This window comes from Streptomyces sp. NBC_00887, assembly GCF_045207585.1.
The window spans coordinates 5,639,805-5,653,069 of record NZ_CP108788.1; the positions used below are offsets into that span (position 1 = coordinate 5,639,805).

12 protein-coding genes, 1 tRNA gene and 1 riboswitch are annotated in these 13,265 nt (G+C 71.5%); of the genes, 7 read left to right on the top strand and 6 right to left on the bottom strand.

Going from position 1 to position 13,265, the window contains the following annotated elements:
* The first annotated feature begins 184 nt into the window (after window positions 1–184).
* The 4 genes from OG844_RS25760 (at window position 185) to OG844_RS25775 (ending at window position 5,548) form a co-directional block, all read left to right on the top strand.
* A complete protein-coding gene (locus tag OG844_RS25760; RefSeq protein WP_406393432.1) occupies window positions 185–1,678 on the top strand; it encodes a sporulation protein in 1,494 nt (497 codons plus the stop codon).
* A gap of 131 nt (window positions 1,679–1,809) precedes the next feature.
* Window positions 1,810–3,066 (top strand): L-2-hydroxyglutarate oxidase, encoded by a 1,257-nt coding sequence (gene lhgO, locus OG844_RS25765; RefSeq protein WP_406393434.1) that lies wholly within the window; start codon window positions 1,810–1,812, stop codon window positions 3,064–3,066.
* On the top strand, window positions 3,059–3,886 hold the full coding sequence (gene trmB / locus OG844_RS25770; protein ID WP_406393436.1) for a tRNA (guanosine(46)-N7)-methyltransferase TrmB: 828 nt from the start codon (window positions 3,059–3,061) through the stop codon (window positions 3,884–3,886). The genes lhgO and trmB overlap by 8 nt, the downstream gene beginning before the upstream one ends.
* 195 nt (window positions 3,887–4,081) lie before the next feature.
* Window positions 4,082–5,548, top strand: coding sequence for a PrsW family intramembrane metalloprotease (locus tag OG844_RS25775; protein WP_406393437.1), 1,467 nt, complete (start codon window positions 4,082–4,084; stop codon window positions 5,546–5,548).
* Window positions 5,549–5,564: 16 nt separating this feature from the next.
* Here OG844_RS25775 and OG844_RS25780 read toward each other — a convergent pair whose 3' ends face one another.
* The 5 genes from OG844_RS25780 to OG844_RS25800 all read right to left on the bottom strand — a co-directional run bounded on the left by OG844_RS25780 (window position 5,565) and on the right by OG844_RS25800 (window position 10,382).
* Window positions 5,565–6,509 (bottom strand): aldo/keto reductase, encoded by a 945-nt coding sequence (locus tag OG844_RS25780; protein WP_406393438.1) that lies wholly within the window; start codon window positions 6,507–6,509, stop codon window positions 5,565–5,567.
* Window positions 6,510–6,723: 214 nt separating this feature from the next.
* Entirely contained in the window at window positions 6,724–7,761 is a 1,038-nt protein-coding gene (locus tag OG844_RS25785; protein ID WP_406393440.1) for a M23 family metallopeptidase, read from the bottom strand.
* Window positions 7,762–7,772: 11 nt separating this feature from the next.
* Window positions 7,773–7,925: riboswitch (cyclic di-AMP (ydaO/yuaA leader) on the bottom strand.
* Between the two features lie 234 nt (window positions 7,926–8,159).
* Window positions 8,160–9,317 (bottom strand): PP2C family protein-serine/threonine phosphatase, encoded by a 1,158-nt coding sequence (locus OG844_RS25790; protein WP_406393442.1) that lies wholly within the window; start codon window positions 9,315–9,317, stop codon window positions 8,160–8,162.
* 130 nt (window positions 9,318–9,447) lie between these two features.
* Window positions 9,448–10,194 (bottom strand): MerR family transcriptional regulator, encoded by a 747-nt coding sequence (locus OG844_RS25795; protein WP_406393444.1) that lies wholly within the window; start codon window positions 10,192–10,194, stop codon window positions 9,448–9,450.
* A gap of 114 nt (window positions 10,195–10,308) precedes the next feature.
* Window positions 10,309–10,382, bottom strand: a tRNA-Met gene (locus OG844_RS25800).
* Window positions 10,383–10,680: 298 nt separating this feature from the next.
* Here OG844_RS25800 and OG844_RS25805 point away from each other — a divergent pair.
* The 3 genes from OG844_RS25805 to OG844_RS25815 all read left to right on the top strand — a co-directional run bounded on the left by OG844_RS25805 (window position 10,681) and on the right by OG844_RS25815 (window position 12,819).
* On the top strand, window positions 10,681–12,066 hold the full coding sequence (locus OG844_RS25805) for an FAD-binding oxidoreductase (protein WP_406393445.1): 1,386 nt from the start codon (window positions 10,681–10,683) through the stop codon (window positions 12,064–12,066).
* Between the two features lie 205 nt (window positions 12,067–12,271).
* Window positions 12,272–12,439, top strand: a complete 168-nt coding sequence (locus tag OG844_RS25810; RefSeq protein ID WP_356423651.1) for a hypothetical protein — start codon at window positions 12,272–12,274, stop codon at window positions 12,437–12,439.
* 158 nt (window positions 12,440–12,597) lie between these two features.
* Window positions 12,598–12,819 (top strand): hypothetical protein, encoded by a 222-nt coding sequence (locus OG844_RS25815; RefSeq protein WP_406393448.1) that lies wholly within the window; start codon window positions 12,598–12,600, stop codon window positions 12,817–12,819.
* Here the strand turns inward: OG844_RS25815 and OG844_RS25820 are convergent.
* On the bottom strand, window positions 12,816–13,256 hold the full coding sequence (locus OG844_RS25820; protein ID WP_406393449.1) for a hypothetical protein: 441 nt from the start codon (window positions 13,254–13,256) through the stop codon (window positions 12,816–12,818). The two genes, OG844_RS25815 and OG844_RS25820, sit on opposite strands and share 4 nt — an antisense overlap.
* Window positions 13,257–13,265: the final 9 nt, after the last annotated feature.

Genomic DNA, 13,265 nt, shown 5'->3' on the forward strand with positions numbered 1-13,265 from the left:
ACGGTAGGGATGCGGCGAACTACGCTGGGTTTACTGATGTTCTCGGCAGGGCGGCATATTCCACGGGGCTCGGCCAAATGCGTGTGCGGTCGGAGTGCCCGGGACCGTACCTGGGGAGAACACGGTACGAATGCCGCGCGCCTCACGGTGACGCGGCTGCCGTCTGTGTGTCGAGGGGTGGCGCATGTCCAGGGAGCAACGCGGGCCGAACGAGAAGCTCGGCACGGTTCTCGCCCTCGCGGGAATCAGTAACGCCGGGCTCGCCCGGCGGGTCAACGACCTCGGAGCGCAGCGCGGTCTGACTCTTCGCTACGACAAGACCTCGGTGGCCCGCTGGGTCGCCAAGGGCATGGTGCCGCAAGGTGCCGCGCCCCATCTCATCGCGGCGGCGATAGGGGCCAAACTCGGCCGCCCGGTGCCGCTGCACGAGATCGGGCTCGCGGACGCCGACCCGGCGCCGGAGGTCGGTCTGGCCTTCCCGCGCGATGTGGGCGAGGCGGTGCGGTCGGCGACGGATCTGTACCGGCTGGATCCGGCCGGGCGCAGGGGCGGCGGAATCTGGCAGTCGCTGGCGGGTTCCTTCGCCGTGAGCGCGTACGCGACGCCCGCGTCGCGATGGTTGATAACCCCCGCCGATCCGTCGGTCGCGCGGGACCCGACGGCGGCCGAGGCCGCGATCCTCGGCGCCCCGGGCGCACCCGGGGCGCAGGGCGGGGTGGCCGCCCAGCCGGGCCCGGACGCGTCGTCCGACGTGTCGCCCCTGCGCGTCGGCCACAGCGATGTGGCCAAGCTGCGCGAGGCTGCCCAGGACGCCCGCCGCTGGGACTCCAAGTACGGCGGAGGGGACTGGCGTTCCTCCATGGTCCCGGAGTGCTTACGGGTCGACGCCGCACCTCTGCTCCTCGGCTCGTACAGCGACGAGGTGGGCCGGGCCCTCTTCGGCGCATCGGCCGAGCTGACCCGGCTCGCGGGGTGGATGGCGTTCGACACCGGCCAGCAGGAGGCCGCGCAGCGCTACTACATCCAGGCACTGCGGCTCGCCCGGGCCGCCGCCGACGTACCGCTGGGCGGATACGTACTGGCGTCCATGTCCCTGCAGGCCACCTACCGCGGCTTCGCCGACGAGGGCGTGGACCTGGCGCAGGCGGCGGTCGAGCGCAACCGCGGTCTCGCCACCGCGCGGACCATGAGCTTCTTCCGTCTCGTGGAGGCCCGCGCCCATGCGAAGGCGGGCGACGCACCGGCTGCGGGGGCCGCGCTGAAGGCGGCGGAGAGCTGGCTTGAGCGTTCCCGGGCCGGCGATGCCGATCCGTCGTGGCTCGGTTTCTACTCGTACGACAGATTCGCCGCCGACGCCGCCGAGTGCTACCGCGACCTGAAGGCCCCGCGGCAGGTGCGGCGCTTCACGGAGCAGGCCCTGTCCAAGCCGACGGAGGAGTTCGTCCGCTCCCACGGGCTGCGGCTCGTCGTGTCGGCGGTCGCGGAGCTGGAGTCGGGAAACCTGGACGCGGCGTGCGCGGCCGGTACGCGGGCGGTGGAGGTGGCCGGGCGCATCTCCTCGGCGCGCACCACGGAGTACGTACGCGATCTGCTGCACCGCCTCGAACCGTACGGGGACGAGCCCCGTGTGGCCGAGCTCCGGGAACGGGCCCGGCCGCTTCTGGTGGCCCCGGCATAGGCGGAATGCCGTGACGCCCCGGTATGCCCGGACCGGGGGACGGCTGCGGGACCACGACTCGCCACGCCCCCGCCTCCCCTGGTTTGAGCCCGTTGTCAGTGGGTCAGTGCACTATCGGGGTGGGAGGTGGCGTGATGACGCACGCGGCGTACGACTGCGATGTGCTGGTGATCGGCGGCGGGATCGTCGGTCTGTCGACCGCGTACGCGCTCACGCGCACCGCGCCCGGCACCCGGGTCACCGTGCTGGAGAAGGAGTGGGGGCCCGCCCGCCACCAGACGGGACGCAACAGCGGGGTGATCCACAGCGGCATCTACTACCCCCCTGGCTCCCTCAAGGCACGCTACGCCGTGCGCGGCGCCGCGGAGATGGTCGACTTCTGTGCGCGTCACGGCATCACGCACGCCGTGACCGGAAAGCTGATCGTCGCGACCGACAGCGGCGAGCTGCCCCGCCTGCACGGCCTGGTCCAGCGAGGGCGGGAGCACGGACTGCCGGTCCGGGAGCTCGGCCCCGCCCAGATCGCGGAGTACGAGCCGCAGGTCCGCGGGCTCGCGGCGATCCGGGTCGGGACGACCGGGGTGTGCGACTTCGGGGCGGTGGCCGCACGGCTCGCGGCAGAGGTGAGCGTGGCGGGCGGGCAGGTCCGGCTCGGGGCGGAGGTCGTCGCCGTCGACCGGCGCCCCTGGGGTGTCGCCGTGCGGACGGCCGACGGGCAGGTGGTCCGCGCCCGGGTGCTGGTCAACTGCGCGGGGCTGCACAGCGACCGGGTGGCACGGCTCGCGGGCGACGACCCCGGGGTGCGGATCGTGCCGTTCCGCGGGGAGTACTACGAGCTGGCGAGGCCGGAGCTGGTGCGCGGCCTGGTCTACCCGGTGCCGGACCCGGCGTTCCCGTTCCTCGGGGTCCATCTGACCCGGGGCGCCGACGGCACGGTCCACGTCGGGCCGAACGCGGTGCCGGCACTGGCCCGTGAGGGGTACGGCTGGCCCGTCGTCCGCCCCCGTGAGCTGGCGTCCACCCTGAGCTGGCCGGGTTCCTGGCGGATCGCCCGGCAGCACTGGAGGTACGGGGCGGGCGAGGTGCGCAGATCCCTGTCGAGGAAGGCTTTCACCCGGGCTGTCCAGCGACTGCTGCCCGAGGTGACGGAGGACGATCTGCGGCCGTCCCCGGCCGGGGTCAGAGCTCAGGCGGTGCTGCGGGACGGCACGCTGGTGGACGACTTCCTGATCCGCGAGGCACCGCACACCGTGCACGTACTGAACGCGCCGTCGCCCGCCGCCACGGCTTCGCTGCCCATCGGGAGGGAGGTGGCGCGACGGGCCCTGCTGCGGGCACGCGCGACGGGATGGAAGCCGCCCGCCGTAGAATCCGGTCATTGTGTCTGAGCCTGTGAACCCCACCCCCGAGACGCCCGGCCTCCCCGCGGACGCGGATGCCGAGGCCCGGCGCGCAGCATCCTTCGAGCGGCAGCGCAGACTCCGTCAGGAGCCCCGCTTCCCCGGCGGACCCGCTGCCGACCCGGCAGGATCGCACCACGAGCGCCGCATCCGCAGCTTCCAGCCGCGCCGCAGCAGGGTCACCGCCGGCCAGGAGGACGCCCTCCAACGGCTGTGGCCGAAGTGGGGCCTGGACATCGACGGCCTCCGCGTCCTCGCCCTGCCCGAGCTGTTCGACGGCCTCCCGGTGGTCCTGGAGATCGGCTTCGGCATGGGCGAGGCCACCGCGCAGATGGCGGCCGACGACCCCGCCACCGGCATTCTGGCCGTCGATGTGCACACGCCGGGCCAGGGCAATCTGCTCGGTCTCGCCGACCGGGCAGGGCTGTCCAACATCCGGGTGGCCAACGGTGACGCGATCATCCTGTTGCGCGAGATGCTGGAGCCGCAGGCGCTGGACGGGCTCCGGGTGTACTTCCCCGACCCCTGGCCCAAGAAGCGGCACCACAAGCGCCGGCTGATCCAGCCCGAGTTCCTCGACCTGGTGGCACAGCGGACGAAGCCGGGCGCGGTGATCCACTGCGCGACGGACTGGGAGCCGTACGCGGAGCAGATGCTCGAAGTGCTGACGGCCCACCCCCTGTTCGAGAACACGCAGGCGGACGGCGGCTTCGCGCCACGGCCCGAGTTCCGGCCCCTGACCCGCTTCGAGGGGCAGGGCCTGGACAAGGGGCACGTCGTACGGGACGTGCTGTTCACCCGTCGCTGAGCCGGCGCGCGTACTGACGTGTTCCCGGCCGCCCCCCGATCGCCCGGGCCACCCGTGATCGCCCCGGCCGCCCCTGACGCCCCCATCGGCGCCGGTCGGCGCCGGTTGCTGCCGGGGGTCGCTGATCAGCCACTGAACGGTGCCGGGCGCTGCGCACCATGGCCAGGTGTCAGTCCCTCTCGTTAGGGTCATCGGGTGTCCGAGGGGTACGAGCAGCACCAGCAGCCGGCCGTCCCGGTTCTCGAGGAGCAGCGGCTCGACGAGTTCCTGGGCGCCGTCCCGGAGCGCGGCCAGTGGCGGTACCGGCCGCGTCGCGTCGGCATGGTGTGGCGCAGCAAGGCGTTCCGCGCCGGTGCGGTGATCGTCGTGCTCGCTCTGTGCGGCCTGCTGATCCTGTCCATGGTCCGCGAACAGACCGGCACCGAGGGTTTCCTGGTCGGGCTGGGACTGGCCGTCCTGCCCGTGCCGCTGCTCATGGCCGCGTTCCGCTGGCTCGACCGGGTCGAGCCGGGCCCCTGGCGCAATCTGCTGTTCGCCTTCGCCTGGGGAGCGTGCGCCGCCGCGCTGGTGGCGATCATCGCGAACACGTTCGCGACCCGGTGGATCGCCACGGCCACCGCCGACCCGGCGAGCGCCGACACCCTGGGGGCCACGGTGATCGCCCCGGTCGTGGAGGAGAGCGCCAAGGCCGCCGCCGTCCTGCTGATATTCCTGTTCCGCAGGCGGGAGTTCAGCGGTGTCGTGGACGGGATCGTGGTCGCCGGGTTCACCGCGACGGGGTTCGCCTTCACCGAGAACATCCTCTACCTGGGCAACGCCTTCGGCGAGGACCAGGAGCTGGGCACCACGGGCCTCGCGTCGGTGACGGCGGGGACCTTCTTCGTGCGGGTGGTGATGTCGCCGTTCGCGCACCCCTTGTTCACGGTGCTCACCGGTATCGGCTTCGGGGTCGCGGCAGTGGCCGCGCGGCGCCACCGGGTGCGCCGGATCCTGCTGCCGGTCCTCGGCCTGCTCCTCGCCATGGGCATGCACGCCCTGTGGAACGGCTCGTCGGCCTTCGGCCCGTACGGCTTCTACGCGGTGTACGGGGTGTTCATGGTGCCGGTCTTCGGCCTGGTGACCTGGCTGGCCGTCTGGACGCGCCAGCGCGAACTGCGCACCCTGGCCACCGAGCTGCCCGTCTACGCGGCGGCCGGCTGGCTGACTCCCGCCGAACCACTGTCACTCGCCTCGATGCGGGCCAGGGGCATGGCCCGCGACATGGCACGGCACTGGCACGGAACCTCCGACCGGGCCCGGGGCAAGGCCGCGGCACAGGCGGTCGCGGAGTACGAGGCGTTCGCGACCTCCCTGGCGGTGCTGCGCCGGAGAGCCCGCCGCGACACACCCGGTCCGGACTTCGCCGAGCGCGAGCAGGAGCTTCTGCACCACCTGTGGCAGCGCCGGGAGGTCGCCGGCCCCGCCCTCACGTACGCGGCCCACGCGACGGGCCGGTTCCGCGCCCTGCGCCCCATGGCCCCGGTCCCGTCCCCCCGCAGGTTCCCGCAGGAGCCCGCTCCGTATCCGCAACAGCAGCTCCCCGCACCGCACCGGCACTACGGCGGGTACAACCCGTATCTGCACGACGGCCACCGGCGGGACAGCCGCCCACCCCCCGCGTAGCCCGGCGGATGAGGTGTCAGGCGGATGCTTCGGTGAGGTCCGCGAGGTCCTTGTCCGTCAGCCGCAGGTCTGCCACCGCCACCAGTGCGGGCAGCTGCCCGACCGTGCGGGCGGACGCGATCGGCGCGGCGACGGTCGGCCGGGCGGCCAGCCAGGCCAGCGCGATCGTGGCGATCTCCGCGTCGTGCTCCTGGGCCACCCTGTCGAGCGCGGCGAGCACCTTGCGTCCGCGCTCCGACTCCAGGTGCCTGGCCGCGCCGTCGGCCCGTGCGCTCTCGACCGCTGTGCCGGACCGGTACTTACCGGTGAGGAAGCCGGAGGCCAGTGCGAAGTACGGGACGGCGGCGAGGCCCGCCTCGGCTGCCGTGTCCTGGAGCTCGCCCTCGTAGGTGTCGCGCGAGACGAGGTTGTAGTGCGGCTGCAGCGCGACATAGCGGGCGAGGCCCTCGCGCTCGGAGAACTCCAGGGAGGCCCGGAGCCGCTTGGGGCTGATGTTGGAGGCGGCGATCTCGCGCACCTTGCCTTCCTTCACCAGCTGGTCGAGCGCGGTGATGATCTCCTCCACGGGGACGGTCTCGTCGTCGAAGTGCGTGTAGTAGAGGTCGATGTGGTCGGTGCCGAGCCTGCGCAGCGAGGCCTCGGCGGCGCCCTTGATGGTCGCGCCGGCGAGCCCCTTGAACTCGGGGTGGGCGCCGACCTTGGTGGCGACGACGATGTCGGAGCGGTTGGAGCGCGACGCGAGCCACTTGCCGACGAGCGTCTCCGACTCGCCGCCCTCGTTGCCCGGGGCCCAGGCGGAGTACGAGTCGGCCGTGTCGATGAAGTTGCCGCCGGCCGCGGCGTACGCGTCCAGGACGGCGAAGGACCCGTCCTCATCGGCCGTCCAGCCGAAGACGTTGCCGCCGAGTGCGAGCGGGAAGATCTGGAGGCTCGAGGAACCGAGTGTGCGGAGTGAAGTCATACCTGGAACAAACCAGTCCGCTCAGGCGACTATTCCGATGGATGCGGACCACGGGCAGACCGGCAGCCCTGACGTCGGGGGGAGCGCCAGGGCCGCCGGAGTTCAGGTGGGCCGTCCGACGGGGTTCGGATGGGCCGTCCGCCCGCGCGAACGCTCGGCGGAGAACCGGCGAGGGCTCGGCGGACACACCGCGGAGCCCTCGGACCGGGAGAACTCAGATCGAGAGACCCTTGCTGCGCAGCCAGCTCATCGGGTCGATGCCCGAGCCGTCCGCGGTGTGGACCTCCAGGTGGAGGTGAGGGCCCGTCACATTGCCGGTGGCGCCGACGCGGCCGATGGTCTCACCGGTGGTGACCCGCTGGCCGGCGGTGACGTCCATCGAGGACTGGTGGCTGTACGAGACCTCCGTACCGTCGTCCAGCTCGATGACGGTGTGGTACCCGTACGAACCCGACCAGCCCGCCGACTTCACCGTGCCGCTGTGCACGGCCTTGATCGGGGTGCCCGTCGGCGCCGCGAAGTCGAGACCGGTGTGGTAGCCGGAGGACCACATCGAACCGGCCTGGCCGAAGGTCGAGGTGATCGTGTACGAGGAGGTCGGGAGCGCGTAACTGGCGGCGAGCTTGGCGAGGCGCTCGGCCTCTGCCTTCTTCTTCGCCGCGAGCTCCGCGGCCTTCTTCTCGGCGGCGGCCTTCGCCTCGGCCTCGCTCTGCTGCTTCGCGGCTGCGGCTGCGGCCGCTTCGGCTGCTGCCTTCTCCTCGGCGGCCTTGGCCTCGGCCTCGGCTCCGGCCTGCTGCTGCTCGGCCTGCTGGAGGATGCGGGCGCGCAGCGCCTCACCGGCGTTGCTCGTGCCCTGCTCGGCCTCGGCGGCCGTGATGCCGGCCGTGGTGAGCGGGGAGGCCACGGCGACCGTGCCGTTGTCCGCCGAGTCGTCCGACATGAACGCGCTCACACCGGGCAGGGACTTGGCGTCGGGGAGATTGTCCGCGATGGAATCGGGAAGAGAAATGGAGACCGGCGGCTTGCTCTGCGCAGTGGCCATGCCACCCGCGCCGACGGCCGCGATGACGCCGACACCGAGGACGGTGGAGCTACGGGCGAGGCCGCGCTGCTTGGCTACACGGTGCCTGCCGCGTACGGGACGGATGGACTCCTCGGTGGGGTTCCATTCCTCCCACGTCCTGTCCTCGTCACCGACGGTGTCGGACCTGAAGGGTGACGGGGCCTCGGGGGCAGGCTGATTGGACGCCACGTGGGCGCACTCCTTTCCTTCCTTCTCGCCTACCGGGTTAGCTGACGGGTTCGGAGCAGGAAGGTCTCCTACGGGCCCCTCTGCCTCTCACGAGACACAGGTGTCCGATTCACCCCATGTAGGTGGTTCCCCGGTTTCCTTGCGGAATTCGGCGCTCGCGCACGGTGCCGCCTCTTGCGACGACTGGGACAACCGCGCTGCGTTATCGAACGTTAATAGACACCCGGGTCCGATTCCAAGCTGTTCCCGTTGATCATTCACAGCTTCGACATGGACTTTCAGGGGATTAACGGTCCGAAACGGGCGAGTTGAGTATTCCCCGTCGGAGCACCAGTTTCTGACGTTGCGTCACATGTTATGCGGAGCGGTGTCCTTCGACTACGCACCGTGGCAACGACTCATCCATCGCCCCGCCCCACGATCTTCACAGTCGTCCGCCGCTCCGGCTGCCCCCGCGCGGGCCGGCCGACCGCGAGCAGCGCCATGTCGTCCACGGCGCGGCCCCCCGTGTGCAGCCGCACGTCGTCGGTGAGCGCCGAGAGCAGTTCGTCGGGCCCGGGGAAGATCCGGCCGCGCAGCCGGGCCGCCGGGTCGTAGAAGACCCCGTCGGCGTCCCGCGCCTCGGAGAGACCGTCCGTGAACACCAGGAGCGTCGCCCCGGCAGGCAGCTCCCACTCGTCCGACCGGTCCGGCCACACCCCCAGGTCCATCCCGATCGGCAGCGCGGGCACGGTCGGCGCGAGCACCTCGAGCGCCCCGTCCGCGTGCAGCAGGATCGGTTCGGGGTGACCACGGTTGACGATCCGCAACCTGCCCGAACCCGCCGGGATCTCGGCGAGCACCGCGGTGACGAACCCCTCCATGGAGTCGAGCCCGCCGCGTTGGGTCCCTTCCCGCGCCAGCGCCCTCTCCAGCCGCTGCGCCACACCCTCCAGCGACAGCTCCTGCTCGGCGGCCTCCCGGAACGCCCCGATCACCACGGCCACCGCCTCCACGGCGGCCAGCCCCTTGCCCCGTACGTCCCCGACGACCAGCCGCACCCCGTGCGGGGTGTCCGCGACGGCGAACAGGTCACCGCCGACGAACTCGTCCGCCTGCGCCGCCTCGTACCGCGCCGCGACCAGCAGCCCGCCGATCCGCTCGTCCGGCGTCGGGAGCACCGCGCGCATCGCGGTCTCCGCGATGACCCGGGCCGAGGCCAGCTGCTCGTTGCTGCGCCGGACGACGCCGTTGATCACGAGGGCGAGCACGGAAACGGTGACCAGGGTGAACAGCTCGGTGACCGGGGCGACGTCCGAGATCGTGTCGTCGTACAACCGGATGGCCAGGACCGTCAGGATCGCGGCCGCGGCCGTACGGATCGTGCTCGCCAGCGAGAAGAACGGCGCGGCGATCAGCGGGGCCGCCGCGAACAGGGGGATCGCACTGACCTCGGGCGGCGTATTGAGGTCGAAGACCACCCCGGCCGCGATCATCAGTGCGGGCAGCAGACGTACGAACTGCCGGGTGCGGGCACCTCCAGCAGCTCCGCCGCGCCACCTCTCCCGCTTCCCCACCTGTGCACTCCTGCCCGGTCCGCCCACGGCTGCGGACGGTACCGCGCTCCACCCAGGCTGGCCGGAGCCGCGCCGTGAGGCGACTCGTCGTCGGCCAAAGGGAGGAGCGCCGAGCGCCGCGCCCCCATGGTCAGTCGGAGAGCTTGCGCTGCGCGTAGATCGTCAGTGCATCCCGTACGAAGACGGCGGTGCCGTCTCCGTACCGATCGTAGTTCTTCCCGAAGCGGGGATCGGCGACGTACATGTCCCCGAGCCCGATCACGTACGACCGGGTGGCGGGCGTGGTCACCGACAGCCACTCGCAGTGCCGCCGCGCGATGTCCTGCACCGGCTCGTCGGACGGGTCCATGCCCGCCGCCCTGGCCTGCCCGTAGTCACGGGCGATGGCCTCGTGCGCGGCCTGGAAACTGTCGCGCTCCGCCCGGCTGAGCGAACGCCACCACCGGTCGCCCTTCTCGTACGCGTCCCGCCCCCAGCGCTCGGTGACCTCCTGCTCGTACACCGTGTGATCGAAGCCGTCGAACACTTCTTCGGCCATGAGTTCTCTTCCCTCCTCGGTCTTGTGGAGAGTGGTCCGCACCGAGGCGATCTGCCGCCCGATGCGCTCCCGCTCCTGCTCCAGCAGTCGCAGATGGGCCCGGAGCGCCACCGACGTGTCCCGCTGCCCCTCGAGTACGTCCTTGATGGCGGGCAGCGAGAGACCCAGCTCCCGCAGCAGCAGAATGCGCTGCAGCCGGACGAGGGCGTCCTGGTCGTAGTAGCGGTAGCCGTTGGACCCGATCCGGCTCGGCGCGAGGAGACCGAGATCTCCGTAGTGCCGGAGCGTGCGGCTCGTGGTGCCGGCTCTTCTGGCGATTTCCTGGATGGACCACTCCATGCCGAGAACGCTAGATCTTTACGTTGCGTCAAGGTCAAGCACGGCAGCCGCGGCATACGGAGGCATACGACAGAGGCCCGGATCCTCGAAAGGATCCGGGCCTCTGTCTTTCAGTAGCGGGGACAGGATTTGAACCTGCGACCTCTGGGTTATGAGCCCAGCGAGCTACCGAGCTGCTCCACCCCGCGTCGTTGTGAGTGCAACACTACGCCATCCGGGACGAGGTCCTGACCATTTACCGCTGCGCCCCCCGTACCGGCTCCACGGAGGCATCGGCCGCAGGCGGCAGGGTGCGTATGCCCCCGTGGCCACGGGTGGGCCGGAGTGCGCGACTCCACAAGCGGCGGGACGCTGGATCCATCAGTCCTGCGGTGTCCGCTTCCGCTTGCGACCGAGGTTGCCGGAGCGCCCGGCGCAAACCCGCACCGAAGGCCCGGCACAGGCGGACCGGGCGGGTGCGGCACACGCTTCGGCAAGGAGACGGTCATGGACGGCACCACACTCGAAACGATGCGGACCGAACTGCGCGGCCCCGTCATCGGCCCGGACGACCCGGAGTACACACAGTCCCGCACGATCTACAACGCCATGATCGACAGGAGACCGGCGGCCGTGGTCCGGTGTCACGACACGGCGGACGTCATGGCGGCCGTCGACTTCGTGCGCACGCACGGCCTCGAGGTGGCGGTGCTGGGCGGGGGACACAGCGGACCCGGTCTCTGCCTCGTCGACGACGCCGTCACGATCGACCTGTCGCCGATGCGCGGCGTACGCGTCGACCCGGCCACCCAGACCGCGCAGGTCGACGGCGGGGCGAAGCTGGGCGATCTCGACCACGCCGCCCACGCGTTCGGCCTCGGCACCCCGGCGGGCATCATGTCCACGACGGGTGTCGGGGGCCTCACCCTCGGCGGCGGACACGGCTACCTCACCCGCAAGTACGGCCTCACGGCGGACAATCTGGTGTCCGCGGACGTCGTCCTGGCCGACGGCGGCTTCGTCACGACGAACGCGAGCGAGAACGCGGACCTGTTCTGGGCGCTGCGCGGCGGCGGCGGGAACTTCGGCATCGTGACGTCGTTCGACTTCGAGCTGCACCCCGTGGACACCGTGGGGGTCGGCATCACCGTGTGGCCGCTGGACCTCCTCCCCGACGTCATGCGGTGGTACCGCGAGTTCCTGCCGCAGGCGCCCGACGACCTGTACGGCTTCTTCGCGTCGATGACCGTCCCGCCCGCGCCTCCGTTCCCGGAGGAGCTCCACGGACAGAAGGTGTGCGGCGTCGTCTGGTCCTCGACGGCGGACCCGGAGGCCCTGGGCGACACCCTCGCGGTCGTGAACGAACCGGGCAAGCCCGCCTTCCACTTCACGACGCCGATGCCCTACCCGGCGCTGCAGGCCATGTTCGACGAACTGATCCCCACGGGCCTCCAGTGGTACTGGCGCGGCGCCTTCTTCGACCGGATCACGGACGACGCCGTCGACGTGCACGCCAGGTACGCCGAAGCACTCCCCAGCGGCCTGTCGACCATGCACCTCTACCCCGTCGACGGGGCCGCGGGCCGTGTCGGGGCCGACGACACCGCATGGGCCTACCGCGACGCCGTGTGGTCCGGTGTCATCGCCGGCATCGATCCCGACCCGGACAGCGCGGAAGCGCTGCGGCAGTGGGCCGTGGACTACTGGGACGCGCTGCACCCGCATTCCATGGGCGGCGCGTACGTGAACTTCATCGGTGCGGGCGAGTCCCCGGACCGGGTCCGGGCGACCTACCGCGGCCACTACGACAGGCTCGCCGAGGTCAAGCAGGCCTACGACCCGCACAATCTCTTCCACGCAAACCAGAACATCGAGCCCAACCCGGGTCACTGACCCTCACACCGACCACGGCAATACAGAGGGAAAGCCGTGCTCCGAGGGTTACAGTCTGCATGCACCGCATGATGATCCGGCCGCCCCCGGAGCGGCGCGACACCGGAAGCGGCACATCGTCGTCGTACCGGTCGGGACCAGTCCGGCATCACACCATCGGCTCGGTCACGGGGCTCTCACCGCACACCTACGTACAGGACACTCCATGACCGACATGCCCGCACGCACGACGCAGCGGCACTCCAACGGCACGGCCGCGGACACGGGCGCGCAGCTCGCCGCCCCGGGCACGGCTGCTCCCCTGCCCTCTCCGCAGTACGCCGGCCTGTTCATCGAGCCCGATCTGCCGCCGCTCCTCGACGAACCCGAGTGAGCGACGGGCCGGGCGGTCCGAGGCGCCGGACGAGTAGCGGGCCCGGTGAGCGACGGCGCCGATGAGCGAAGGCGATGAGCAACGGGGCCGGCTGATCGGCAGGGCCCGATGAGCAAGGGCCCGAGTGACCGGCCGGGCCGTGTGGTCGTTGGAAGACCATGCGCATCCGAATCGCCGTCGTCGCCCTCGGAGCGGCCCTCCTGTTCGCCGCGTACCTGTCGAACATCCCCTCCGAGGCCGAGACCGAAGCGGCCTGTCAGCGTGCCCTCGACAACACGTCGACCGCCACTCTCCGGCCCGACATCTGCCTGGACGTGTCCGCCGACACCTACCGGACCTTCCTCCTGATGTACGCGTTGCGGGCGGAAGGCCTCGACTAGGGCCTGCCCACACGCGCCGCCAGGAAGTCCTCCCACGTCCGCGTGCCCGTATCGGCACCTTCGAGGGACAGGTTCCCGCCGGCACGGTGACGCCGGCTCGCGAGCCGCGCGCGCCGCCGGGTACAGGGGCGGGCCCCGGTACCGGACCCCGATCTCACGCGCCGGCGGGAGATCGTCGACGCCTTCTTCGCCACCGCCCGTGACGGCAACTTCGACGGCTCGTCGCGGTGTTGGACCCCGATGTCGTCCTGCGGTCCGACGGCGGAGGCGCGCAGGCCCGCCACACGGTCGTCCTCACCGGGGCGCACACCGTGGCCTCGCAGGCGCTCACCTTCGGCCGGCTGTCCCCGTTCGCACGGCCCGCGCCGGTCGACGGAGCGGCAGGGGTCGTGGTCGCCGCGCACGGGAAGCCGCTGTCGCTCGTGGGTCACCGTCACGGACGGCCG